This is a genomic window from Mesorhizobium sp. M0227, from assembly GCF_040321855.1.
GTDB lineage: Bacteria > Pseudomonadota > Alphaproteobacteria > Rhizobiales > Rhizobiaceae > Mesorhizobium.
This window is the reverse complement of sequence record NZ_JAMYSJ010000015.1, coordinates 1-24,927: the sequence shown is the minus strand read 5'-3', so window position 1 is coordinate 24,927 and position 24,927 is coordinate 1. Positions and strand designations below refer to the sequence as shown.

Sequence of the window (24,927 nt, the reverse complement as noted above, 5' to 3'; positions counted from 1 at the left end):
TTGTATCATGGGGCTTTCCCCGTTAGGAGAACCCCGGAAAAGCCTCGCTTGCCGGGGGGTTATCACGGACTGCGCGCCATGCAAACAATCTTGAGAATCGGAACACGCGGCAGCCCGCTGGCGCTGGCACAGGCGCAGGAAGCACAGGCGCGGCTGATGGCCGCGCATGGCATGCCGGCGGAGGCGTTCGAGGTGGTCGTCATCTCGACCAGCGGCGACCGCATCCAGGACCGGCCGCTGTCGGAAGCCGGCGGCAAAGGCCTGTTCACCAAGGAGATCGAGGAGGCGCTGCTGGCGGGCCGGATCGATATCGCCGTGCATTCGTCGAAGGACATGCCGACGCAACTGCCCGACGGTCTCGAACTCTCGGCCTTCCTGCCGCGCGAGGACGCACGCGACGCCTTTGTCGGCAAGGCGGCGAAGACGATCGCCGAACTGCCGCGCGGGGCGAAAGTCGGGTCGTCGTCGCTGCGGCGGCAAGCGCTGATCCGCCGGATGCGGCCGGATCTCGACGTGGTGATGTTCCGCGGCAATGTGCAGACGCGGCTGCGCAAGCTCGAAGAAGGCGTCGCCGCGGGCACGATCCTGGCCTATGCCGGGCTGAAGCGGCTTGGGCTCGAGCATGTCGTCACCGACCTGATACCGCTCGATGTCTTCCCGCCGGCGCCGGGGCAAGGCGCGATCGGCATCGAAACCCGTATCGGCGACCGCGATGTCGAAAAGATGCTGGCAGCCGTCCATGATGTGCCGACCGGCCAGGCGCTGGCCTGCGAGCGTGCCTTCCTGGCGGCGCTGGATGGCTCCTGCCGCACGCCGATCGCCGGCTATGCGGCGATAGCGGCCGGAAAGCTGTCGTTCGCAGGGCTGATCATCTCGCCCGACGGCATGCAGTCGCACACGGTCGAGCTGCAGGGGCCAGCGCAAGACGCCGCCCGCATCGGCGGTGAAGCGGCCCGGAGCGTGCGCGCCAAGGCCGGCGAAAAGTTCTTCGACGGCTGGCTCTGAAATGCTTCGCGTCCTGGTCACCAGGCCGGAACCGGGTGCTTCGCGCACAGCGCATCGGCTTGAGGAGACGGGCTTTCAGCCGGTTCTTTTGCCCCTGACCGAAACAAAGGCGTTGCCCGCCGCCGCCGGACTGACCCTGGACGATGCCGTCACGGTGGCCGTCACCAGCGCCAATGCCGTGCGCCATGCGCCGGAAGAAATCATCGCGACGCTCGCCGCCTTGCCTTGCCATGCGGTCGGCAAAAGGACGGCGCAAGCGGCGCGTCGAGCGGGGTTTTTGTCGGTCAGTGAAGGCCCGGGCGATGCGGAGGCGCTGGCCGACAGGCTCGCCGCCGATTTTTCTGGAAAGACGATTGTCTACCTCTGCGGGCGCGTGCGTTTTCCGGCGTTCGAACAGAGGCTCGGAACGGCGGGCGTTCGGGTCCACGCCGTCGAGACCTATGACACGCTGACAGTGGGCTATCCGGACGAAGTCATCCTCGAATGCCTGTCCGGGCAACCTGCCGACGCGGTATTGCTCTATTCAGCCAAGGCGGCGGCGGCGATGCAGACCTTGGCAAGACGGCCCGCTCTGCGCGGTCTCTTCGAAAAAACATGGGTTTTTGCGCTTTCCACGCGCATCGCCGCAGCCTTCGACGGTGTCGCCAGCGAAAGGATCCGCATTGCCGCGCAACCCGACGAGGATGTGCTGCTGGCGCTTTTGCAGGCGCCGCGCTGAGCCGCGTCATCACACCGCCCCTTTTCACCGCTTGGTGATGTGCTAGACCCTTTCTGAACCATCATGCGCCGCCAGGCGTTGAGACGAAGCGAATTGTGCGGAGCCCAGGCATGGTCAAGACGCCGAAGATGCGACACTCGAAAAGCCGCCGCGAGCCGGTGACCATCGATCTCGAACCGGGCGCCGTCTCACGCATCGCCGACGAGGACGCCGCCAGGCAGGGGGCTCAGACAGACGAGGCGAAGGCCGAGGAAGCAGCGAACGCTTCGCAGCCCGAGGTTCCCGAAGAGCCGGTTCATGCCGACCAGACCGATCTCGAGCCCTGGGAGCATACCGACGCCCGGGCCGAACCGGGGCAGCCGCCGGCAGCGGCGACAAAGCCCGCTAGCGAGGCCGAGATCCCTTATCCCGGATCGTCCGACGAGCCCGGATCGTCCGATGCGCCGGCCGGCAAGACCAAAGCCTATGACTACAGTTTCGAGGACGCATCGGCGAAGCGCACGCAGACCGACGGCAACAAGGCAAAACCCGAGACACGGGACGAGAAAATGGCGCCACCACCTGAAAAGCGCGGCGGCCTCAACGGCGTCGCCGCCGGCATCATCGGCGGCGTCATCGCGCTGGTCGGCGCCGGCGGGCTGCAATTTGCCGGCCTGCTCGGCGCGCCGGGTTCCGGTGCCGGCGTCTCGCTCGATGGCGTCAATCGCGACATCGCCTCGCTGAAGACCGAAATCGCCGGTTTGAAGGACGCCGGCGGCAACGGCGATGGAGCGGCCAAGATGGTCGGCCTGTCCTCGGGCCTTGAACAGGTCAAGGCCGATGTGGCGGCGCTGAAATCGGCTGTCGAGAAAGGTGGAGCAGGCGACGCAGCCGGGGTCGCCGCACTGGGCGACAAGGTCGCGCAGATCGAGACGGCGGTCGCCGCCCTCGGCAAGGCCGGCAGCTCGGCGCCGGTCGATCTCGGTCCGCTCAACGAGAAACTGGCAGGCCTCGACGCGCTGGTGAAGTCGGCCGGCGAGGCGGCGACGGCGCAGGAGGGCCGGCTGACAGCGCTGGAGCAGTCCGTGTCGCAGCTGTCCGGGAAGGTCGAAGCGGCGGCGGGACAGCCGAAGATCGCGCTTGCCATCGCGGCGTCCGCCTTGAAGGCGGCGCTGGAGCGTGGCGGGCCGTTTTCGGCCGAACTCGAAACCCTTGCCGCGATTTCGCCCGATGCGCCGCAGCTTGCGGCCCTGCGCCCCTATGCTGAAAAGGGCGTTCCGACCCGCGCCGAGATCGCATCGCAGGCCGATGCCGCCGCCAATGCCATGGTCATAGCCGCGACGCCCGTCGATGAGAATGCCGGCTTCGTTCAGAGCCTTCTGTCGAGCGCCGAATCGCTGGTCAAGGTCAGGCCGATCGGTGCCGTCGAAGGCGCCGGCGCACCGGAAACCGTCGCGCGCATGGAGGCGGCGGTCAACCAGGGCGACTACGCCAAGGCACTCAGCGAGTATGAAACGCTGCCCGAGGCCGCCAAGGCCGCTGGCGCGGACTTTGCCGGCAAGCTGAAGGCACGCATCGAGGTCGAAACCCAGGTCGATGCGCTGATCTCGGGCGCGATGAAGGCATGAGGGCAACACAATGATCCGCCTGCTCGCCTTCCTCATCGTCGTTTTCGCGCTCGGGCTGGGCTTTGCCTGGCTGGCCGATCGGCCGGGCGACATGGTCGTCACTTTCAACGGCTATCAATACCAGGTCAGCCTGATGGTGGCGGCGGTGGCCGTCGTTGCCGTGGTCGCCGCGGTGATGATCCTGTGGTGGCTGCTCAAGTCGCTGTGGAACAGTCCCTACACCATCTCGCGCTATTTCCGTGTCCGCCGCCGCGACCGTGGCTATCAGGCGCTGTCGACCGGCATGATTGCCGCCGGCGCCGGTGATGGCGCGCTGGCCCGCAAGAAGACCAAGGAAGCCGCTAAGCTGATCCGTTCCGACCAGGAGCCGCTGATCCACCTGCTGGAAGCACAGGCGTCGCTGCTCGAAGGTGATCATGAAGGCGCGCGGCAGAAGTTCGAAAGCATGCTCGACGATCCCGAGATGCGGCTGCTGGGCTTGCGCGGGCTTTATCTGGAAGCCGAACGGCTCGGCGACCGCAACGCCGCCCGACATTATGCCGGCCGTGCCGCGGTGATGGCGCCGCAGCTGGCCTGGGCGGCGGAATCGACGCTGGAAGAGCTGACCGCGCGCAGCGACTGGGACGGCGCCCTGAAACTGGTCGACGCGCAGAAATCGACACGGCAGATCGAACGCGATGCCGCCAACCGCCGCCGCGCCGTGCTGCTGACCGCCAAGGCGCAGGCGCTTGCCGACAGCGATCCCGCCGCCGCCAGGACGGCGGCGATCGAGGCCAACAAGCTCAGGCCGGACTTCGCGCCCGCCGCCGTTGCCGCCGCGGCCGCATTGTTCAAGCAGAACGATGTGCGCAAGGGCTCGAAGATACTCGAGGCGGCGTGGAAGGCCGAGCCGCATCCGGAGGTCGCCGAGCTCTATACCCATGCAAGGCTGGGCGACGCCGTGCTCGACCGCCTCAACCGGGCGAAGAAGCTGCAGGAAATGAAGAAGAACCACGCCGAGTCCTCGATGACGGTGGCGCGCGCCGCGCTCGACGCGCAGGATTATTCGACCGCCCGCCGCGAGGCCGAGGCGGCGATCCGGATGGACCGCCGCGAGGGCGCCTATCTGCTGCTCGCAGACATCGAGGAGGCCGAGACCGGCGATCAGGGCAAGGTGCGGCAGCTGCTGTCCAGGGCGGTGCGGGCGCCGCGCGATCCGGCCTGGGTCGCAGACGGCGTGGTATCGGAACGCTGGGCGCCGGTATCGCCGATCACCGGCCGGCTCGATGCCTTCGAGTGGCGCGCGCCGATGGAGCGTCTTGGCCAGTTGATCGACAGCCATGATGACATGCCAGCCGGTGCGGCGCCGGTCATCGAAGCATTGGCAAAGCCGACGAGCGAAAAAAGGCCGATCGAGGTGATCGATGATGCCGGTCCTGACACGTTTGCGGGCAAGGATGCCGAGCGCCACGAGGATCATGTCAGGCCGATCACGGCAGCGGCCTTCGCCGCGGTGCCGAGTGATGCGGAGGGCGTCGAGCCGGCCGAGGAGCTTGCGCGGCTGCCGGACGATCCCGGCGTCGATCCGGACGAGGAAGCGGAGAAATCGCCGCGCCGGTTTCGGTTGTTTTGAGTTGGGCAGGCCGTCAGGCCGTTGGGGTATGGATCTATGTTTGAACGCGTTCTGTCGTTTCTCAGGGATTTGCCGGCCGGTGCCGGCACGCATGCCAGCACGGACGATCCGCGCATCGCTGCCTCGGCGCTGCTCTACCATGTGATGAACGCCGATGGCGTGCGCCAGGATGTCGAGTGGGAGCGGTTCAAAGCGGTGCTGGCGGAGAGCTATTCGATCAGCGGCACGGAACTCGAAGCGCTTGCCGCCGCCGGCGAGCGGGCCGACAATGAGGCGATCGATCTCTATGCCTTCACCAGCGTCCTGAAGCGCCATCTCGATGCCGATGCGCGCAAGGCCTTCATCGGCCTGATGTGGGAAATCGTCTATGCCGACGGCGAGTTGCACGAGCTCGAGGACAACACCGTCTGGCGCGTCGCCGAGCTGATCGGCGTCGAACGCCATGATCGCGTCGAGGCGCGCCGCAAGGCGGCGGCGCACGCGCCGGGCGCCACCGGAACATCGAGCGACGAATAGGATCTTCGCCTTCCCATGCCGCGCCAAACGAGTTCGAAGCCAAAGATCCTGATCGTGCTGCATCAGGAGAGTTCGAGCCCGGGGCGTGTCGGCCACATGTTGCTGGAAGAAGGGTTCGACCTCGATATTCGCCGGCCGCCGCTTGGCGACGCCTTGCCCGAAACACTGGACGACCACGCCGGCACGGTGGTGTTCGGCGGCCCGATGAGCGCCAATGACGAGGACGAGTTCGTTCGCCGCGAGACCAGCTGGCTGGAAATACCGCTGAGGGAGAACCGGCCATGTCTCGGCATCTGTCTCGGCGCACAGATGCTGGTCAACTGTCTCGGCGGCAAGGTCGAAGGACACGGTGAAGGGCTGGTCGAGGTTGGCTGGTATCCCCTGAAGGCGACCGAAGCCGGCAAGCAACTGATGCACTGGCCGGAGATGGTCTACCAGTTCCACCGCGAGGGTTTTTCGCTGCCCAGGGACGCGACGCTGCTGGCGACCGCCGAAACCTATCCCAACCAGGCCTTCCGTTACGGCGACAATGCCTGGGGCATCCAGTTCCATGGCGAACTGACCAGGGTGATGATGCAGCGCTGGGTGGTGCGCGGCGCGCATCGCTTCGAATTGCCCGGTGCCCAGCCCGGCCGCGATCATCTCGGCGGCCGGCTGATCTGGGACATGCATCTCAAGCGCTGGCTGGACGAGTTTTTGCGGATGATTTTCGGCAAGCCGAGCAATGGCTAAAGCGCGTCGCGTTTGAACGGATTCAGGCGCCGCGCTTTAGGTCTTTGTCTTTATGCATGTAGGTCTCCCAAAACCGGGGCCACTTTGCGACATGCATCAAGGTTCGAGCACCGGCCGCAGGAAGCTGCGCTCGTAGCTGAGAATGCTGCGATTGCGTTTTTCCATTTCAAACACTTCCTGGCATTCCGGGTCGGCAGCCATACGCTTGCGATAGTCCTCGTAGGCGGCGAGGCTCGGGAAGCTGAACATGGCAAAAGCGACATTGTTAGCCCCCTCGCTCGGAAGGAAATAGCCGTGATGGTTTCCGCCGAGGCGGTTGACCAGGCCTATCCAGCGACGGCCATAGTCTTCGAACTCGGCAAGCTTGTAGGGGTCGATGACATATTTCAGGTAGCAAGTGATCATGGGAGCTCCTGTGTATAGGCGAGGCATGTCGGCTGTCAGCCGTAAGAGATCAGTTGCGTCCGTTGAGGTGGCGCACCTTGCGCAGTTGCGGGAACAGCACCATCCACAGGCCCGCGACGGCGATGGCGCCGATGCCGCCGATCACCACGGCCGGCACCGTGCCGATCAGTGCGGCCATCGTGCCGGCGCGGAATTCGCCGACCTCGTTGGAGGCTCCGACAAAGACCTGGTTGACGGCGTTGACGCGGCCGCGCACCTCGTCGGGCGTCCACAGCTGGATCAGGGTCTCCCTGATGTAGACGCTGAACATATCGGTGGCGCCGAGGCCGGCAAGGGCTACGATCGACAGCCAGGTGATGGTCGAAAGGCCGAACAGCACGGTGAAGGCGCCGAAAGCGGCGACGAAGCCGAGCATGATCTTGCCGGCATTGTCTCGCAGCGGGTGACCGGCAAGCCAGACGGCGACGCAGATGGCGCCGATGCCCGGCGCCGAGCGCAGCAGGCCGAGGCCCCAGGGGCCGAGTTCCAGAATATCGCGGGCATAGACCGGCAGCAGCGCCGAGGCGCCAGACAAAAGCACGGCGAAGAGATCGAGCGAGATGGCGCCGAGCACGATCTTCTCGCTCCAGATATAGCGAAAACCGGCAAACAGCGTTTCCATCGTCGGCTTGTCGGTGACGCCCTGCTGCGCGGGCTTGGGAATGGTGAAGATCAGCAGGCCCGCCACGAGCATCAACACAGAGGCCACTCCGTATGCGATCTCGGGCGAGACTCCATAGAGAAGGCCGCCGGCAACCGGGCCTACGATAGTCGCCGTCTGCCAGGCGGATGAATTCCAGGCAATCGCATTGCCGAAATCCTCCGGCGGCACCAAATTGGCGAATAGCGACGACGAGGCCGGTCCGTAAAAGGCGCGCGCCAGGCCAAACAGCGCCAGCACGATGAAGATCGGCAGCGGGCTGACGAGGCCCCGCAGCGTGAAATACAGGAGAACAAGCGCACAGCATGCCTCGACCACAGTCGCCAACGCCATGATCAACCGGCGGCCGAAGCGATCGGCGACGACGCCGGTGACCAGCACCAGCAGCAGTGAAGGCAGGAACTGAACGATGCCGACAATGCCGAGATCGAAGGGATCGCGCGTCAAATCATAGACCTGCCAGCCGACCGCGACAGACACGATCATGGTGGCGAATGTGGTGAGGAAACGTGCCGCCCAATAGCTCAGGAAGGAGCGATGGCGGAACGCGGCATAGCGCTGATCCGGCGATATCTGTTCTGCTGTCATGATTTAAGAGGCCCCGTTGCAGTGACGTCAGCTGGCGGGGCACTTCCACGATGGGCGCTGGTCCGGCTGGCGGAACTTTTAGCTCAGTTCGCAGCGGATATGCGTTAAAATCAGTGCTGGATCAAGGAATTTTCAGCCTGCTCCGTCACCGGCACGCGTAAGTTACTGCCGCAGCGCGGCGGAGATGGCATCAAGGCCGCCGCGCAATTCGGCTTCCGTCGGCCAGCCAAAGCCGACGCGGAAGAAGCGCTTCTCCATCTCGAACCAGTGGCCGGGCCCGACATAGGTGCCATGGTTTTCCAGCAGATTCACATAGAACCGGTCGAGGTCGAAGCCAGGTTCGACATTGAGGCGCGGGAAGCCTACGACACCGCCTTCGGGCCGCACCCAGTCGACCAGCGGTTCGCGATCGATCCAGGCCTGGACGATGTCGCGGCGCTTGGCCATTTCGGGCAGCAGCGTCGCCAGGAAAGCGTCCCGGCGCTCGAGCATGCCCCGTGCAATGCCTTCATCGATAACGCTGCCGCAAATGCCGATCTGCTCCTTGGCGGCGAGGAATTTTTCCTGGAGCGCCGCGTCCCGGGTGATCAGCCAGCCGATGCGGATGCCGGGAATGCCGAAGGCCTTGGACAATGACGAGACGCTGATCGCCTTCGGGCTCAGCGAGGCAGCGGTCGGCAGCCGCCGGCCGTAGGAGAGGTCGCGATAGGTCTCGTCGACCAGCAGATGGCAGTTGCTGCTTTCGGCAAGCGCCACCAGGGCATCGAGTTCGGTTCGGCTCATCATCGTGCCGGTCGGGTTGTGCGGGCAGGTGACGCTGATCAGCTTCGTGTCCGGCCGCATCGCCGCCTTGACGCGTTCGACATCGATGGCAAAGCCTTCCTCGAAGGCCAGGTCGACAAAGCCGATCGCGCAGCCGATCGCCCTTGGGGTTTCGATGTTGGTGGCGTAGTTGGGCCTGATGACGACGAGATGGTCATTGGCCGACAAAAGCGAGGTCGAGATGATGAACAGCGCGCCCGCGGCACCGGCGGTGACCAGGACATCATCCGGTGAAATGCCGGCATCCTGCGCCGAGATCAGGGCACGCAACTGCTTGTCGCCGCGATGCTCGCCATAGAAAAGCGTGAGATCAGGCAGCGACAGGCCGATGTCGGAGAGCTTGTGGTCGGCGATCGAACTTTCCGAAAGATTGTAGCGGATACGGTCGTAGCCGTATTCTTCCGGCGCTTCTTTCTCGATCACCATCCTGGTGTAGTTCATGGCTCGCTCCCCAAGGCCCCGTCCGTCCATCCAAGCCATAAAAACATCAAGCCTGCCAAGGCGGATTCGCCGGCAGGCTTCTGTTCCAGTCGTCCTAACTGTTGGCTCAGGACTGAACTAGATCTCTGCTTTAGGCAGGTCGTCGTCCCAAAACCGCTGCGCACTTTTGGGCGACATGCCTCAGGCCGAGGCCTTGGCCTTCCTGCCCTTGGCGGGTGCCTTCACGGGGGCCGCCTTGCGGCCGAGGCCGATCGATTTCGCCAGCAGCGAACGCGAGGCCGCATAGTTGGGAGCGACCATCGGATAGTCCGACGGCAAGCCCCATTTGGCGCGATAGGCGTCCGGCGTCAGGCCGAAATGCACGCCCAGGTGACGCTTCAGCGATTTGAACTTCTTGCCGTCTTCGAGGCAGATGATAAAATCGGGCGTCACCGACTTCTTGGGGTTGACCGCCGGGACCAAGGGGGCAGCCACCGGGACCGCAGGCTTGCCGAGCCCGTTTATCGAGGCGCTGACGCTGGCGATGAGGTCGGCCAGGCCGGAGGCGGGCAAGCGGTTCTTCTCGACGTAAGCGGACACGATGTGAGCGGTCAGCTCGAGCAGATCGATGTCTTTACGGGCACTGTTGCTATCGTCGGTCACTCTATTTCTCCGTCTACAGCGAATGACCTGAAAATCGGATTCGACTTCCGGAAAGGATCATGCGCGAAATCAAAATGCTATGGCGTCCTTCGTGCGTCCACGGGACGAATGGCGTTGGTGTAGCGCGGAATTCCTAGTCGGCAAATCTGCGTATTGCAACGACTTGATGGCATATCACACGTTATTTTGAACAACTATATTAAACAATAACAGTATCAGACTATCAGCGCCTTGTCGCGCCACAAACGAAACCCGCCTTCAAAGGCGCGTGTGTTGTCGCCGCGCCTGGAGTCGGCGGGCAATTCATCGAGCTTGTCGACGTTGCCGCCGCCAATCACGACATAGTCCGGCTGCATGGCGGCACGGAGCCGGTCGACGACGTCGAAGACGTATTTGCGCCATTTCTTCTTGCCGCGCTTTTCCAGGCCGCGTTCGCCGACATAATCCTCGAAACTCCTGCCCTTCTTGTAGGGCAAATGCGCGAGTTCCATCGGTTGGGCGACGTTGTCGGCAATCATCGCCGCACCGAGACCGGTGCCGAGCCCGAGGAACAGCATACGCCCGCCCTCGTAGCTGCCGATGGCCTGCATCAGCGCGTCATTGACCACTTTCACCGGTTTGCCGAACGCGCCCGCAAAGTCGAATCCAGCCCAGCCCGTGCCGAGATTGGCGGGGTCGGCGAGCGGCCTGTTGTGATTGACCGGGCCGGGATAGCCCATCGAGACGACGTCGTAGGACAGGCCTTCGGCGAGCTTGTTGACCGTATCGATCATCTGCCGCGGCGTCAGGCCCGGCCCCGAATCGGCGCGGCGCTCCTCGCCCCCGGCGCTGGTGAGGATCTTGACGTGCGAGCCGCCGATGTCGATCGTGAGCACGATTTTTTCAGTGTCCGGCTTCTCGGTGCCCGATGCTGGTTGCTTCACTTTCTTGGCCATCGTGTGATCCTCTCACTTCACCGGATCGATCCAGCCATTGGGCGGTCCGAACCCGGCCATGACGTCCGCGGGTCCCCATGTGAGCGGCTCGTAGAGGTGCGGCGGCGTGGTGTCGCCAAGCACCGGGCCGACGATGCGCCAGGCCAGTTCGCTGGCGTCCTGGCGGGTGAACAGCTGGCCGTTGCCGTTCATGGCATCACCGATCAGCCGCTCGTAGGGCGGCATGTCGCTTTTGCTGTCGTCGAGCGCCGTCAATTCCACCTGCTCGCCGATCATGTCGTCGCCCGGCGCCTTGCGCTGTGCTCCGATGGCGATCACCACCTGCGGGTCGATGCGGAAGCGGACGTAGTTCTGGTCGGCGGGCTTGATCGGATCGAAGACATCGAGCGGCGGCCGCTTCAGCCGCACCACCACTTCGGTGACGTGCACCGGCATGTTCTTGCCGGCGCGGATGAAAAACGGCACGTCCTGCCAGCGCCAGGTGTCGACGAAGAAACGCACCGCCGCGAAGGTCTCGACCGGCGAGTTCGGCGCTACGCCGGGTTCGGCGAGATAGCCGGTGAACTGGCCACGCACGACATCGTCTTTGGTCAACGTGCGGATGGCGCGCAGCACCTGCACCTTCTCGTCGATCAGGTCATCGGCGGAACGGCCGACAGGCGGCTCCATGGCAAGCAGCAACAGGATGTTGAGCAGATGGTTCTCGATGACGTCCCTGATGCAGCCGACATCGTCATAGAAACGGCCACGTCCCTCGACGCCGAAATCCTCGGCCATGGTGATCTGCACGCTTTCGACGTAGTTGCGGTTCCAGATCGGCTCGAGGAAGGAATTGGCGAAGCGGAAATAGAGCAGGTTCTGGATCGCTTCCTTGCCCAGATAATGGTCGATACGGAAGATCGACTGTTCGTCGAACACCAGATGCAGGACGCGGTTCAGCCAGCGCGCCGATTGCAGATCGTGACCGAAGGGCTTTTCCACCATCAGCCGTGCGCCATGCGCGGTGCCTGATTGCTCCAGCCCCTGGACGACGGTCTCGAACATGGTCGGCGGCACCGCCATGTAGTGCAGCGGCCGCTGTGCGGTGCCGAGCGCGCTCTTCAGTTTCTCGAACGTCGCTCCATCGCGGTAGTCGCCGCTGACGTAGCGCAGCAACGAGGCGAATTTGGCGAACGCTTTCTCGTCGATCTTGCCGAGCGCATTGACGATGCCGTCGCGGGCGCGCGCCTGCAACTGCTTGAGATCCCAGGCGTCGAAGGCGACGCCGATCATCGGCTCGGTGAGCGTGCCCTTGGCGACCATCTGGTAAAGGGCTGGAAATATCTTCTTGTAGGCGAGGTCGCCGGTGGCCCCGAAGAGCACCAGCGTGTCGGACCGTTCCTGGCTCATGCGCGTGTCTTTCCCCGTGTCGTCACTTGCCGGCCTTCGGCTTCTCGACATGGCCGCCAAAGGCATAGCGCATGGCGGAGAGCAGCTTGTCGGCGAATTCGGATTCGCCCTGCGAGGAGAAGCGGTCGAACAGCGCCGAGGACAGCACCGGAGCCGGCACGCCGGTGTCGATAGCCGCCTTCAGCGTCCAGCGACCTTCGCCGGAATCCGAAACGCGGCCGCCGAAATTCACCAGGCCCGGATCGCTTTTCAACGCGCCGGCCGTCAGGTCGAGCAGCCAGGAGCCGATAACGCTGCCATGCCGCCAGACCTCGGCCACCTGGGGAAGGTCGATGTCGAACTGGTAGTATTGCGGGTTTTCCAGCGGACTGGTCTCGGCGTCCGCCGTCCGTTGCCGCTTGCCGGCATTGGCCGACTTCAGGATGTTCATGCCTTCGGCATAGGCGGCCATGACGCCATATTCGATGCCGTTGTGCACCATCTTGACGAAGTGGCCGGCGCCGCTCGGTCCGCAATGCAGATAGCCGAAGGGCGCGGTGCCGGCATCCGCAGGCGGATTGGAGCCGGCATCGGCGCCCGGCGCCAGCGTGGCGAAGACCGAATCGAGGTATTGCACCGCCACATCGGGACCGCCGATCATCAGGCAATAGCCGCGCTCCAGGCCCCAGACCCCGCCGCTGGTGCCGACATCGACAAGATGGATACCCTTGCCGGCCAGTTTCGCGGCCTGGTCGACGGCGTCGTGATAGTAGGAATTGCCGCCGTCGATAACGATGTCGCCGGGCTCCATCAGGGCCGCCACCTGGTCGATGATCCTGCCGGTGATGGCTGCCGGCAGCATCAGCCACACGCAGCGCGGCTTGGCGAGCTTGCCGACGAATTCTTCCATTGAAGCCGCCCCCAGCGCGCCGTCGGTCACCAGAGCCGCGACGCTGGCCGGGTTGATGTCGTAGACGACGCATTCGTGGCCGTCGCGCATCAGGCGGCGGACCATGTTGGCGCCCATCCGGCCCAGTCCCATCATTCCGATCTGCATGGTTTCGTCCCTGTTTGCTTGGAGATTTGCGGGGTTTATCGGGGGAAGGTCTACTGGCTATGATCTACTGGCCATCTTGGTCGCCCGATATGACGGAGAAGTCGACATTCTCCCAATCGCCGGTCCCGGGCCAGAGAAAAGTGAAGGTCAGCGTGCTTCCCTCGGGGAGGCTTGCCGCGGGCAGATCGGCAAGATGGATGCCGAAGGCGTTCTCTACCGTCTGGCTGTCATGGGCGGTCGCCCAGTTGTCGGTGCTCCAGTGGACTGTAGCCGGGTCCAACACTTCGACGCGCAACGTCTTGCCGGCTGGGACCGTGCGGATCTTGTTGTTGAACCGCCAGGTTCTGAACGGGGATACGGTCTTGTCCTCGATATAGCGCTTGACGCCTTGCGGCGGCATGTCGAAGACCGCGCCGTCGCGCAGCGAGCGCAGCAGCTTGATATGCTCCGAATGCGCCCAGACCAGCGGCATGGCGCTGCCCGAGGGGCGGCCATGCAGCAGTTCGCGTTCCGGCAGATCGGCGCCGTCCCAGACCTGCTCCGGCAACAGGCCGCCCGGTCCGGCCGAGCCTTCCAGCGCTGCCAGCAGGCTGGCTGCCTTTTCCTCGTGTCCAGCCGCCAGCTCATAGTGGGCGCGTTCGCCGGCCAGCAGCGGCCAGGGGCGACCCTGGCCGGTGCCATCGAAGGGTGCGCCGTCTTCGTGCTCGCCATAGCCATCGCCGTTGTAGCGGTACCAGAGCGGCCCTTGCGGCAGATCGCAGCGCAATTGCGCGTCGATGACCTTAACCGTGTCTGTCATGCGCGGATCGTCGGCCGCCGCAGACCGAAACGGACAAGTGCCAGTGCATCCGGGCTGACGATCTCCTTGGCGGGCCGATCCGTGTCGCCGGGCGGCCGGTTCTTGATCGGGACATAGCCGTCCTTCGGCGAACCGGCCTCGGCACTGTCGGGTGGTGCTATGCGGACATAGTAGCCTTCGACGCCGACTTGACTGCAGATCGCCGTGCCGGTGACGTAGGTCCAGCGCTCGACCTGGTCGTTCCAGACGTCTGATGTCTCGCGCAGATAGGTCGCGGCGTCTGTCTTGCCGCAGGCGTCGAGCAGGTCTGCCGCGGCAAGCAGTGCGGCGATTTCGACGGCGAGCGTGAACGGGCTGTAGCCGGCATCCTCTTCCCAGCGGTCCTCGCCGGTGACGGGTCCGTTGCGCACGACATAGCCGGCGGCGCGCTCGATCATTGGCAGGAAGGTCATGAGCCTGGCGCGCGGCAAATGGCCGGCGCGGCGCAAAGCATCGGCCAGCAGCAGCGGAAAGGCGCATTCGTCCATCTGGATGCCGGGCCAATAGGCCGATCCGTCGAGCCAGGCGTTCTGCGGCCAATGGCCGTCCGGCTGCTGGATGGAGCTGAGGTAATCGAGGATTTGCAGGGCCGAGGCAGCATCGCCGGCAGCAAGAAAGCCGCCCGCCGTCTCGACCAGATCGCGTGGCCAGACCAGATGGTAGCCGCCGAGGTCGTCGTCACCCTTGTTGAAGCCCCACGGGATCGACAGGCTGGCGACCGCGGCGCCCGGTGTCGCGATCGACCGGTGCATCGCCAGTACCGCGGTGCTGGTGCGATAGCTGTTGATACCCGATGATGCCGTGTGTCGATCTAGCGGCAGCAGGCCAGTCTGCCATTGGCGCCAGTTCTGGAGGTAGGATTTCGCCGCGGGTTCAAAACCCTGCTTCAGGCTGGCGAAAGCATGTTCCGCGGCCTCGTCTGATGTCGCGCCAAACCCAAGCGCCAGCAAGGCCTTGGTCTCTGTGGCGGAAAAGCCGATCTCGCCCGTCAGCGCGACATTGCCGTCCTCGGCCCGCTGGCAAGCCGGATCGAGTTCTCCGATGTTGTGGAGTTGCTGCCAGCCGTCGGAAAAGCCGACATAGCCGGCCGAACCGGTCTTCCAGGGCAGCGACGAGGCCAGCGCCAGGCAAGAGCCGCGCCCCGAGGCGAACAGCACGGGCTTTCCTTCGTGCTCGCCGACCCAGGCGGTGTTGCCCATGCCGGCATTGACCAGATGCGGCGCCAGAAGCGCGTAGACGCGGTAGTCACCGGGCATCCCTTTCAGCGCCGTGAAGGTGATTTCCTGCAGCAGCGCCGGGCGCTCCGGGTCGGCGAGGATGCGCTTTTCGATCCGCCAGGCGCCGTCATTCGCCGTGTTGACCAGCCGGTAGGCGGGCACGCCGTCCTCGAACGGTTCGATCGTATGCACGGCATCGCGTTTCTCTTCCGAAAAATAGCCGCCGGGGCCGGTGACGATCAAGCCGAGGTCGCGGGTGCAGGCGCTGTCGACGCGCGGATAGTAGACTTCGTTGAGGATGCCGTGGCTGATCGTGAACCAGATCCGGCCGGCCGGCGAAAGCGACGTTCCGACGCCACTCTTGGCGCTTGATGTCCAGCGCGCCGGGATTCCCGGGGCGCCCGGAGCAACGTTTTGCGTCACTGGCATTCTGTTTCGGTCTCCTGGCCTCCTCCCTAGACCAGGACGCGAACCCTTTACAATCATTGCACCGCAAGTTGATCGGGCGGGCCAACGGCAGGGCAACGAACTCGGGCTGACGGGTTTCTTCGGAGCCTTCGCCCGCGCGTAGCTGACGAAGCATCAAACGAAAAACCCGCCTGTGCGGCGGGTCACTGGCGCAAATCAGCACCATGGACAAAAATGTACCATAGCTGAGGGCACGCAGTCAAGAAAAAATTCCTATACCGCCACAAGGCTGCCGACACCGCCGAGCTGTCGTCAGCTCTTTTGTCAAGCTGAGTGCGGGGCCCTATGGCCAACGGCGCCGTCGTTGACAGCGGCGGCGGCATGCGTCCACTATTTCGCGGCACGGGAGGATCGTGAAAACAATGGCGGAAGTGTCCCTGGTCCTGATCGACCGGCTGCTGGCGATATCGCGGGCGCTTGCCGGCCATATCGATCCCGGCACGGCGTTCCGCGCGACCGCCATCGAGATCGGCTCGCTCATTCCGCACGACCACATGGATCTGGCGGTGCTGTCGCATGACGGGCGCCGGCACGCCTGTTACGAAGCCGGCTTCCACACCAGCTGGAGCGAGCTTGCCCAGCATCCGCTGCCGACCGAAGTCAGCCCGATCCGCTCGGTGCTGTGGGGCGAAGTCCCCTATCTGCTCGCCGACGACGCGTTGAGCGACGAGCGGTTCCATTTCGCCACCGCTATCGACGGCCCGATCTTCGCCGCCAGGCTGCGCAGCCGCATCGTCGTGCCGCTCAGGGCGCGGGGCGGCATCATCGGCGCGCTCAACATCAGCCGGCACGAGGTCGACTGCTACACGCTTGCCGATGTCGCGGTCGCCCAGCAATGCGCCGACCTGATCGCGCCCTACATCTTCGCGCTGATCCAGACTGAGGAGGCGCGCCGCGCCATGCTGGCCGAGAGCGAGGCGCGCAACCGCGTCGAGCTGCTGCGCGTCGGCGCCTCGCAATTGACCGAAGGCATGGAGCGCGAACGCCGGCGCATGGCCATGGACCTGCATGACCAGACGCTTGCCGATCTCGCCCGCATCGCGCGCCAGCTTTCGGCGCTTCGCGGCCAGGGCGTGGCGCGGGCGGCACAGCTTGCCGATCTCGAAAAGGAGGTCGCCGGCTGCCTGACGGAACTGCGCCACATCGTCGACGACATGCGGCCGAGTGTGCTCGAACTGTTCGGCCTGCGCGACGCGGTCGAGGCGCATCTCAACCGCAGCGTCGCCAGGGCCAAGCCGCCGATCGCCGTGCGCATCGCCGACACCAGCGACGGTGGCGCCGACAGCCTGTCCGAGCCAGTGCGGACCGCGCTCTACCGGATCGTGCAGGAAGCGATCAACAATGCCGTGCGCCATGCCGCGCCGCACCGCATCGACGTGCTGCTGGCGTCGACCGCGAGCGTGCTGCGGGTGATCGTGACGGATGACGGCCAGGGCTGCGGCGCTGTTGATCCGGCCGCGTATGGCGGCATCGGCCATATGCACACGCGGGCAGCCCTTATCGGGGCGCGGCTGCGTATCGGCCAGGCCGGCCGCAAGAACGGCGGCACCCGTGTCGTCGTCGAGATCGACCGCCAGCCGTCGCGAGACCTGGCGGCGGCTGCAGCGGTTCCTGGCGAGCTCGCCGTATCGGAGGCCATGTGATGCTTGTGATGATAGCCGAGAATGACGGGCTGCACCGTAGCTTCGCGCGGCGAACGGTGGAGCAGTTGTGGCCCGGCGACGTCGAGGTCATCGAAGCGAGTGACGGCGAGGACGCCATCAACCTGGCGGCCGAACGCGAGCCACTGCATGTCGTGCTCGATTTGCAGATGCCGAAGGCGACGGGAATCGAAGTTGCCAAGGCGATCTGGAACCGCCGCGCCGGCACGCACATCCTGTTCTGGTCGAATTTCGCCGACGAAGCCTATGTGCGCGGCGTGGCGCGCATCGTGCCGCCCGGCTCGGTCTACGGCTATGTGCTCAAATCGGCGACGGAGGAGGGCATGCGGTCCGCCCTGCGCGGGGTTTTCCGCGAAGGCCACTGCATCATCGACCGCGAGATCCGCGGCATCCAGCACCGCGTGCAGGACAAGTTCGAGGGCATCACCGACGGCGAATATGAGAGCCTTATCGACATCGCGCTCGGCCTGACCGACCGGGCGATCGCGGCGCGGCGCGGCCTGTCGATCCGTGGTGCGCAGAGCCGCATCAAGCACTGCTACGACAAGCTCGGCATCGTGCCGGCGGAGGACGGCGCCGGCGATGCTTCCGTGTTCAACTCGCGGACGCGGGCGATCTATCTCGCCATGGCGCGTGGCCTGATCAACATCGACGCACTGCGCCGCGAACAGGACCGGCTCGATGCCTGGCTGGCGGAGCACTGAAACAGCGGCGGCCACGCCCCGGAACTTCCGAAGGTCCGGCGCATTGCTAGTGAACGCCAACTCGATGCCTGCGGACCCGAAGTGCGACCCTCAATCACAGATTCATGGCACCTGGTGCGTGAAAGCATAGTCGGCTTCATCAACGATAATGCGCTTAGTCATGGTGCGGCGATGGCTTTCTATGCCACCACCTCGCTGGCGCCGATCTTGCTGATCGTGGTTGCGATCGCTGGTCTCGTCTTCGGTCACGATGCCGCACAATTGGCCTTGTCCGCGCAGATATCAGGGCTGATGGGACCGGAAAGCGCCGATCTCCTCAAGACTGCCTTGGAAAGTGCATCCGGCAGCCTATACGGCACCTGGGCCGCGATCATAGGGCTGGTCACCTTGCTGGTGGCCGCGTCTGGTGTCTTCGGCGAAATGCAGCAGTCGTTGAACACAATCTGGAAGATCGAACCGCAAGGCAATTCCCTGTCGCGTCTGGTGCGGGCACGGGCCGCCAGTCTGGGGTTGGTGGCCGCGCTCGGGTTCCTGTTGCTGGTCTCTCTCATCGCAAGCGCCGCGATTTCGGCACTGGGCGCTTTCATCAATGCCCATCTGCCGTTCGGAACGATCATACTCAGCGGGATCAATGGCGTCGTTTCGTTTGCGCTTATCTCCGTGATGTTTGCCGCCATTTACAAGGTTTTACCCGATCGAACCCTGGAATGGCGCGATGTGGCAATTGGCGCTGTCGGGACCGCGGCCCTGTTCACACTGGGGAAATCGCTTATCGGCTGGTATATCGGCACCAGCGCGATTGCGTCTTCGTATGGCGCCGCCGGCGGACTGCTCGTCATACTGCTCTGGGTTTACTACTCGTCGGAAATTTTCCTTCTGGGTGCCGAGTTCACGCGGGCCTATTCCGTTCGGCACGGCAGCCGGTCCGATCTGAACACGTTGGTTCACAGCCCCTTATCCGCGCAGCATGACCCAGCTCGAACACAACAGGAGTCCAACTCGGCTGGCGTGGTCGTGCTTGTGGCGGTGGCTTGCGCGAGCGCAACCCTTACCGCGCTTTTGTGGAGCGTCCGCCGGCCGTAGTCCAAAACCCGTTGTAGCTGCTATCATTCTGCCCCGATTGGCCATTGCGCGACTGTGCAAACGCACAGTCTGCCGTGCGCTTTGACCCGTATCGGCTCGTCGGTACCGCGCCTACGCTCTACTCCAACAAGAAGACTGTATCGGGAAGCGCTCATGCCATTCGTCACCATGCGGAGTAGCACGGCTGTTCGCGCCGGGAGCCGATGATGTCGGTGTCGGCGCGTGCGCGCCATTCCGGTTTCGACGACGTCGTCGGCGATGCGACCATTGAGACGCTGGCGAGCGGCTTCGGCTTCCTCGAAGGGCCGGTCTGGCACCCCTACGAGAAATGGCTGGTCTTCTCCGACATTCCGGAAAGCCGGATGTATCGCCGCAGTGCCGAAGGCGAGATCGAGCTGTTCCGCGCGCCGAGCCACAAGGCCAATGGCAACACGCTGGACCGCCAGGGGCGGCTGGTCACCTGCGAGCATGCGACGAGCCGCGTGATCCGCTCCGAGCCCAACGGCAGCGTGACCGTGCTTGCCACGCATCACCAGGGCAAGCAGCTCAACAGCCCGAACGACATCGTCGTTGCCACCGGCGGATCGATCTATTTCACCGATCCGGGCTATGGCCGGAGGGAGTTCTATGGCGTGCCGCGCTCTCAGGAGCTGCCGTTCCAGGGCGTCTACCGCATCGATGGCGACGGCGCCCGGCTGACATTGCTGGCCGACGATTTCGGGCAGCCGAACGGGCTTTGCTTTTCGCTCGACGAGTCGCGGCTGTTCATCAACGACACCGAACGCGGGCACATCAGGGTGTTCGGTGTGGAAGCCAATGGCGACCTCAATGGCGGCGCGGTGTGGGCAGTAACCGAGGGCGAGGGGCCGGGAGCGCCCGACGGCATGAAGATCGACAGCCGCGGCAATCTCTACTGCACCGGCCCGGGCGGCATCCACATTTTCGACGCGTCGGGCGCCATTCTTGGCGTCATCCGGGCGCCTGAAGATTGCGCGAATTTCACTTTCGGTGACGACGATTTGCAAAGCCTCTACATTACCGCGTCGACGTCGCTGTACCGGCTCAGGGTGCGCGTGCCGGGATTGAGACTGTTTTGAGCTCGCGACAATCCGTGCTCAAATCAGAGTTGAGGCCGGGGTCAAAGCCGGTGGGAATGCAGCAGTCAACACATCTGGGAGGATAACGACATGAAGAAACTGTTCGTTCTGGGCGCTCTGGCGGCAATGCTCGCCTCGGGCACGGCGCTGGCCGACACCAGTGGCAAGAAAATCGCTTTTTCCAACAATTATGCCGGCAATTCCTGGCGGCAGGCGATGCTCGACAGCTATGGCATCGTCACCAAGAAGGCGGTCGCCGACAAGATCGTCGGCGCGGCCGACATCTTCACCACCGCCGACAAGGAGGTGCCGACGCAGGCAGCACAGGTGCAGAACCTGATCCTGCAGGGCTATGACGCGATCGTCATCAACGCCGCCTCGCCGGATGCGCTCAACGGCGCCATCAAACAGGCTTGCGATGCCGGCATCGTCGTCGTCTCCTTCGACGGCACCGTGACCGAACCTTGCGCCTACCGCGTCGTCGTCGACTTCAAGGACATGGGCAAGCAGGAAATCGAGCAGATGGCCAAGTTCCAGCCCAAGGGCGGCAATCTTCTGGAAATCCGTGGGCTTGCCGGGACCTCGATCGACGATGCCATCCATGCCGGCATCCTCGAAGGCGTCGCCGCCCATCCCGAGTTCAAGATCGTGGGTTCGGTGACCGGCGACTGGGACCAGACGACGGCGCAAAAGGCGGTGGCGACCATCCTGCCGTCGCTGCCCGACATCGTCGGCGTCGTCGACCAGGGCGGTGACGGTTACGGTGCGGCCCAGGCCTTCGCCGCCGCCGGCAAGCCGCGTCCGACCATCATCATGGGCAACCGCCAGGACGAGCTGCAGTGGTGGAAGGAACAGAAGGACAAGGACGGCTACCAGACCTGGTCGGCCTCGATCGCGCCCGGCGTGTCGTCCCTGGCCTTCTGGGTGGCGCAGCAGGTGCTCGACGGCCGCACCGACATTCCGCACGATCTGCTGGTGCCGTACCTGGCCTTCACACAGGACGATTTCGAGGCCGAGCTGCCGAAGATCCCCAAGGGCGGCGTCGCCAGCCACGAATACACGCAGGAAGACGCGATCGCGGCCATCAAAGCCAACATCAAGTGAATGTCACGGCAGCGTTGCCGTCCGTATCGCCGAGCGGATATCGTTGAGCATGCCTGAAGGGAACGCTGACATCATCAGACTGAACGGCGCCGAAAAGCATTTCGGCGCCGTTCGCGCACTGGGCGGCGTCGATTTTCACGTCGGCCCCGGCGAGTGCGTCGGTCTCGTCGGCCATAATGGCGCCGGCAAATCGACGCTGATGCACATGGTGGCGGGCACGCTGGTGCCCGACAGCGGGCAGATCGGCGTGCATGGCGACACCGAGGACAACTACTCGGTGGCACGGGCGCAGCAACTCGGCATACGCTGCGTTTTCCAGGAATTGTCGCTGTGCCCCAATCTCAGTGTCGCCGAGAACACGCGCATCAACCATGCTTCGCTGCGCGGGTTTGGCTGGCGGCGCAAGGCCGCCGAGCTGATCGCCGCCAAGCTCGACGAGATCTTTCCGGGTCACAGCATTTCGGCGTCGGACATCGTCGGCGACCTGTCGATCGGCCGGCGCCAGATGGTCGAGGTGGCGCGCGCCTTCACCGCCACTCAGGACCGGCTCGACCTCGTCATCCTCGATGAGCCGACCTCGTCGCTCGACGCGCATACGGCGGGCCAATTGCTGGCCTTCGTGCGCCGCTTCGTTGCCGGCGGCAAAAGCTGCATCCTGATCTCGCATGTGCTGGGCGAGGTGCTGCGCAACGCCGACCGCATCGTGGTGATGCGCGACGGCAAGGTGGTTGTCGCCGACGCCGCCAGCGCCTTCGACCGCGACCGGCTGGTGACGGCGATGGGCGGCGCGGAAGCGCGCCAGAAGATTGCGGCGCAAATCGCGGCTGCCAAGCCCGCCGCCAGTCCGCTGCGGGTTCGGGCGCGGCCCGCTGCGCAGAAGGACGGCACCGACCTTGTCGCCTGTGCCGGGGAGATCATCGGCCTTGCCGGGCTGGCTGGCCACGGCCAGACTGACCTGCTGCTGGCGATCTTCGCTGCGGCGTCGCGGGCCCGAACCGGCATCGAGGTGACGGCACCTGTGGCGCTGGTCGCCGGCGACCGTCAGTCGGACGGCATTTTCCCGCAATGGTCGATTGCTGAGAATATCGGCATCCGCTCGCTGGCGCGGCTGCGCAGCGGGCTGTTGATCTCGCCGCAGCGCGAGGCGGAGCTTGCTGCATTCTGGCAAAAGAAGATCGGCATCCGCACGCCGGATATGAACAACAACATCTTTTCACTGTCGGGCGGCAACCAGCAGAAGGCGCTGTTTGCGCGTGCGCTCGGCTCGGACGCGCAGATCGTGCTGATGGACGACCCGATGCGCGGCGTCGACATCGGCACCAAGCTGGAGGTCTACGACCTCGTGCGCGAAGAGGCCGCCCGAGGCCGCACCTTCCTCTGGTACACCACGGAAACCGAAGAGCTCGACAATTGCGACCACATCTATGTCTTCAAGAACGGCCGCATCGTCGCCAATCTGCGCCGCGACGAGTTGACCGAAGAGAAGATCATCCAGTCCTCCTTCGGCGATGCGGCCTGAGATGACGGCCGCCAGCCTCGACACCGCCGCCAGGACATCCGCCGAACGTGGCGCGCTTGCCCGCGCGCGCCTGCTGCGCGGGCTGCTGCCCGCGCTGTCGCTGGCGCTGGTGCTGCTCGCCATCGCCTGGCTCAACCCGCGCGCCATCAGCTATTTCGGCTTCAGCCTGATGCTGAACCTGGCAATCCCGATCGCCCTGGCGACGATCGCGCAGATGTTCGTCATTGCCGGCAACGAGCTCGACCTGTCGATCGGCACCTTCGTCGGCTTCGTCGGCTGCGTCACGGCGACCTGGCTGAAGGACGCGCCGCTCATCGGTGCCGCCATCCTGCTCGGATCGATCGGTGTCTATGCGCTGCTCGGCGCGCTGATCCATCTGCGCAATTTGCCTTCCATCGTGGTGACGCTCGGCATGAGCTTCGTCTGGCAGGGCCTCGCCATTCTCGTTTTGCCCAAACCCGGCGGCAAGGCGCCGGACTGGCTGCTCGGGCTGATGGCGTTCAAGCCGCCTTTCGTGCCGTTCCCGATCATCGCCGCGCTGCTGATCGGCCTCATCGTTCATTTTGGCCTGATGCGCACCTCCTACGGCGTGATCCTGCGCGGGTCCGGCGGCAATCCGGCGGCACTCGGGCGCGCCGGCTGGTCGCTGCTCAAGACCAAGATCGTGCTGTTTGCGCTCGCGGGTCTGTTCGGCGTGCTGTCCGGCATGGCGCTGATCGGCATCACCACCTCGGCCGATGCCAATATCGGCAATGGCTACACGCTGCTGGCGATCGCCGGCGTCATCCTCGGCGGCGGCGAATTCGTCGGCGGCCGGGTATCGCCGATAGGTGCTGTGATCGGCGCGCTGACGCTGGCGCTGGCCGCATCGCCATTGCTCACCTTCATGCACATCCCGCCCGACTGGCAGGTGGCCGCCAACGGCGCCATCCTGATCATCGTGCTGGCGGCGCGGGTGCTGATCAGCCGCAAGGAGAGGTGAGCGATGACATCGGTGAAATCGCTGCTCACCAAACCCTGGATCTGGTCGTTCATTGGCGCGCTTCTGGTGTGGCTGGCGACGATCGCCTTCACCGGCGGTTATGGCGCCGGCGGCATGGTCACTGCGGCCCTGTCGCTTGCGGTGTTCACCGTCATTGTCGGCGTCGGCCAGATGTTCGTCATCACGCTGGGGCCGGGCAATGTCGACCTGTCGCTGCCGGCCAATATCGGCCTTGCCAGCGCCGTCGCGATGAAAGTGATGGACGGCAACGATTCCATGATCGCGGTCGGGCTGCTGGCGGCGCTTGCCTGCGGGGCGGCGATCGGCGCCGCCAACTATCTGCTGATCTGGGCGCTGCGCATCCCGCCGATCATCGCCACTTTGTCGGCCAGCTTCATCATCCAGTCGATCGACATCAGCTACGGACGCGGCTTGCAGATCAAGCCGCCGCCGGGCTTCGCCGATTTCGCCAACCGGCAGGTGCTGGGCATTCCGGTGCTGGCGATCCTCACCGTGCTGTTCACCATCGGTGCGGCCGTCGCCCTGCAGCGTATGATCTATGGCCGCTCGGTGCTGGCGATCGGCCAGAACATTCGGGCGGCGTGGCTCGCCGGCGTCAATGTCGGCCGCATCCGCTTCCTCACCTACACGCTGTCGGGCGCGCTCGGCGGCATCGACGGTGCGCTGCTCGCCGGTTATTTCCGCGGCGCCAATGTCGACATCGGCAATGAATATCTGCTGGCCTCGATCGCCGTCGTCGTCATCGGCGGCACGTCGGTAGCCGGCGGCAAGGCCAATGTGCCTGGCGTGTGGGGCGCGGCGCTGTTCCTGGTGCTGCTTTTGACCATGCTCAACACGTTTGGGGTGAGTGCCGGGGTGCGATTGCTGCTCACGGGGCTGATCATTGTCGGGGTGATCACGGCGGCGGGCGGGCAGAAAGCGCCGCGGTAGCGGGAGCAGGACGCCGACGCTGGCGGGACAGCACCCCCCTCTGGCCTGCCGGCCATCTCCCCCGCAAGGAGGTGTTTGGACCGGAGACATCGCGAACAGGTGTGCGAGGACATCGCGAACAGTTTTGTCACTTATCGTCTGCAGAGGTTGAGGTC

21 protein-coding genes and 1 pseudogene are annotated in these 24,927 nt (G+C 64.7%); 14 read left to right on the top strand and 8 right to left on the bottom strand.

Features of this window, described 5'->3' with window-relative positions; translation table 11 throughout:
- Positions 1–78: 78 nt before the first annotated feature.
- From hemC to NKJ00_RS20360, 6 genes are all read left to right on the top strand, one after another.
- Positions 79–1,005: a hydroxymethylbilane synthase gene (gene hemC, locus NKJ00_RS20385; protein WP_352630924.1), complete on the top strand. Its 927-nt coding sequence runs from the start codon at positions 79–81 to the stop codon at positions 1,003–1,005.
- Between the two features lies 1 nt (position 1,006).
- The gene (locus NKJ00_RS20380) at positions 1,007–1,723 is read left to right on the top strand and encodes a uroporphyrinogen-III synthase (RefSeq protein WP_352630921.1); all 717 of its coding nucleotides are present in this window, start codon (positions 1,007–1,009) and stop codon (positions 1,721–1,723) included.
- A 110-nt stretch (positions 1,724–1,833) separates the two neighbouring features.
- Positions 1,834–3,330: a COG4223 family protein gene (locus tag NKJ00_RS20375; RefSeq protein ID WP_352630919.1), complete on the top strand. Its 1,497-nt coding sequence runs from the start codon at positions 1,834–1,836 to the stop codon at positions 3,328–3,330.
- Between the two features lie 10 nt (positions 3,331–3,340).
- A complete protein-coding gene (locus NKJ00_RS20370) occupies positions 3,341–4,942 on the top strand; it encodes a heme biosynthesis protein HemY (RefSeq protein WP_352630916.1) in 1,602 nt (533 codons plus the stop codon).
- Positions 4,943–4,978: 36 nt separating this feature from the next.
- On the top strand, positions 4,979–5,458 hold the full coding sequence (locus tag NKJ00_RS20365) for a tellurite resistance TerB family protein (RefSeq protein ID WP_352612978.1): 480 nt from the start codon (positions 4,979–4,981) through the stop codon (positions 5,456–5,458).
- Positions 5,459–5,473: 15 nt separating this feature from the next.
- Complete coding sequence (locus tag NKJ00_RS20360) at positions 5,474–6,190, top strand: glutamine amidotransferase (RefSeq protein ID WP_352612976.1); 717 nt, start codon at positions 5,474–5,476, stop codon at positions 6,188–6,190.
- A 96-nt stretch (positions 6,191–6,286) separates the two neighbouring features.
- On the opposite strand, the gene NKJ00_RS20355 is transcribed toward NKJ00_RS20360, so the two are convergent.
- The 8 genes and pseudogenes from NKJ00_RS20355 to NKJ00_RS20320 form a co-directional block, all read right to left on the bottom strand.
- A complete protein-coding gene (locus NKJ00_RS20355; protein WP_023811223.1) occupies positions 6,287–6,595 on the bottom strand; it encodes an NIPSNAP family protein in 309 nt (102 codons plus the stop codon).
- A 49-nt stretch (positions 6,596–6,644) separates the two neighbouring features.
- Positions 6,645–7,883 (bottom strand): MFS transporter, encoded by a 1,239-nt coding sequence (locus NKJ00_RS20350; protein ID WP_352555159.1) that lies wholly within the window; start codon positions 7,881–7,883, stop codon positions 6,645–6,647.
- 162 nt (positions 7,884–8,045) lie between these two features.
- Positions 8,046–9,146, bottom strand: coding sequence for an aminotransferase class I/II-fold pyridoxal phosphate-dependent enzyme (locus NKJ00_RS20345; RefSeq protein ID WP_352612974.1), 1,101 nt, complete (start codon positions 9,144–9,146; stop codon positions 8,046–8,048).
- A 180-nt stretch (positions 9,147–9,326) separates the two neighbouring features.
- A complete protein-coding gene (locus NKJ00_RS20340) occupies positions 9,327–9,788 on the bottom strand; it encodes a Ros/MucR family transcriptional regulator (protein ID WP_023811220.1) in 462 nt (153 codons plus the stop codon).
- Between the two features lie 215 nt (positions 9,789–10,003).
- The gene (locus tag NKJ00_RS20335; protein WP_352612972.1) at positions 10,004–10,723 is read right to left on the bottom strand and encodes an ROK family protein; all 720 of its coding nucleotides are present in this window, start codon (positions 10,721–10,723) and stop codon (positions 10,004–10,006) included.
- A gap of 12 nt (positions 10,724–10,735) precedes the next feature.
- Positions 10,736–12,112, bottom strand: a complete 1,377-nt coding sequence (gene zwf, locus NKJ00_RS20330; RefSeq protein ID WP_352612970.1) for a glucose-6-phosphate dehydrogenase — start codon at positions 12,110–12,112, stop codon at positions 10,736–10,738.
- A 22-nt stretch (positions 12,113–12,134) separates the two neighbouring features.
- Positions 12,135–13,148 (bottom strand): phosphogluconate dehydrogenase (NAD(+)-dependent, decarboxylating), encoded by a 1,014-nt coding sequence (gene gnd, locus NKJ00_RS20325; RefSeq protein WP_352612968.1) that lies wholly within the window; start codon positions 13,146–13,148, stop codon positions 12,135–12,137.
- 64 nt (positions 13,149–13,212) lie between these two features.
- Positions 13,213–15,632 (bottom strand): annotated as a pseudogene (locus NKJ00_RS20320) (glucan 1,4-alpha-glucosidase).
- A 401-nt stretch (positions 15,633–16,033) separates the two neighbouring features.
- Between NKJ00_RS20320 and NKJ00_RS20315 the strand changes: the two are divergent.
- From NKJ00_RS20315 to NKJ00_RS20280, 8 genes are all read left to right on the top strand, one after another.
- Entirely contained in the window at positions 16,034–17,314 is a 1,281-nt protein-coding gene (locus NKJ00_RS20315; protein ID WP_352612966.1) for a sensor histidine kinase, read from the top strand.
- Positions 17,314–18,036: a response regulator transcription factor gene (locus NKJ00_RS20310; RefSeq protein ID WP_127318792.1), complete on the top strand. Its 723-nt coding sequence runs from the start codon at positions 17,314–17,316 to the stop codon at positions 18,034–18,036. The genes NKJ00_RS20315 and NKJ00_RS20310 overlap by 1 nt, the downstream gene beginning before the upstream one ends.
- Positions 18,037–18,150: 114 nt before the next feature.
- Positions 18,151–19,119, top strand: coding sequence for a YihY/virulence factor BrkB family protein (locus NKJ00_RS20305; RefSeq protein ID WP_352612965.1), 969 nt, complete (start codon positions 18,151–18,153; stop codon positions 19,117–19,119).
- Between the two features lie 206 nt (positions 19,120–19,325).
- A complete protein-coding gene (locus tag NKJ00_RS20300) occupies positions 19,326–20,216 on the top strand; it encodes an SMP-30/gluconolactonase/LRE family protein (protein WP_352612964.1) in 891 nt (296 codons plus the stop codon).
- Between the two features lie 90 nt (positions 20,217–20,306).
- Positions 20,307–21,320, top strand: coding sequence for an ABC transporter substrate-binding protein (locus NKJ00_RS20295; protein ID WP_023811211.1), 1,014 nt, complete (start codon positions 20,307–20,309; stop codon positions 21,318–21,320).
- Positions 21,321–21,369: 49 nt separating this feature from the next.
- Positions 21,370–22,839, top strand: coding sequence for a sugar ABC transporter ATP-binding protein (locus NKJ00_RS20290; protein ID WP_352612962.1), 1,470 nt, complete (start codon positions 21,370–21,372; stop codon positions 22,837–22,839).
- A gap of 1 nt (position 22,840) precedes the next feature.
- The gene (locus tag NKJ00_RS20285; RefSeq protein WP_023811209.1) at positions 22,841–23,821 is read left to right on the top strand and encodes an ABC transporter permease; all 981 of its coding nucleotides are present in this window, start codon (positions 22,841–22,843) and stop codon (positions 23,819–23,821) included.
- 3 nt (positions 23,822–23,824) lie between these two features.
- Positions 23,825–24,772: an ABC transporter permease gene (locus tag NKJ00_RS20280; protein WP_023811208.1), complete on the top strand. Its 948-nt coding sequence runs from the start codon at positions 23,825–23,827 to the stop codon at positions 24,770–24,772.
- Positions 24,773–24,927: the final 155 nt, after the last annotated feature.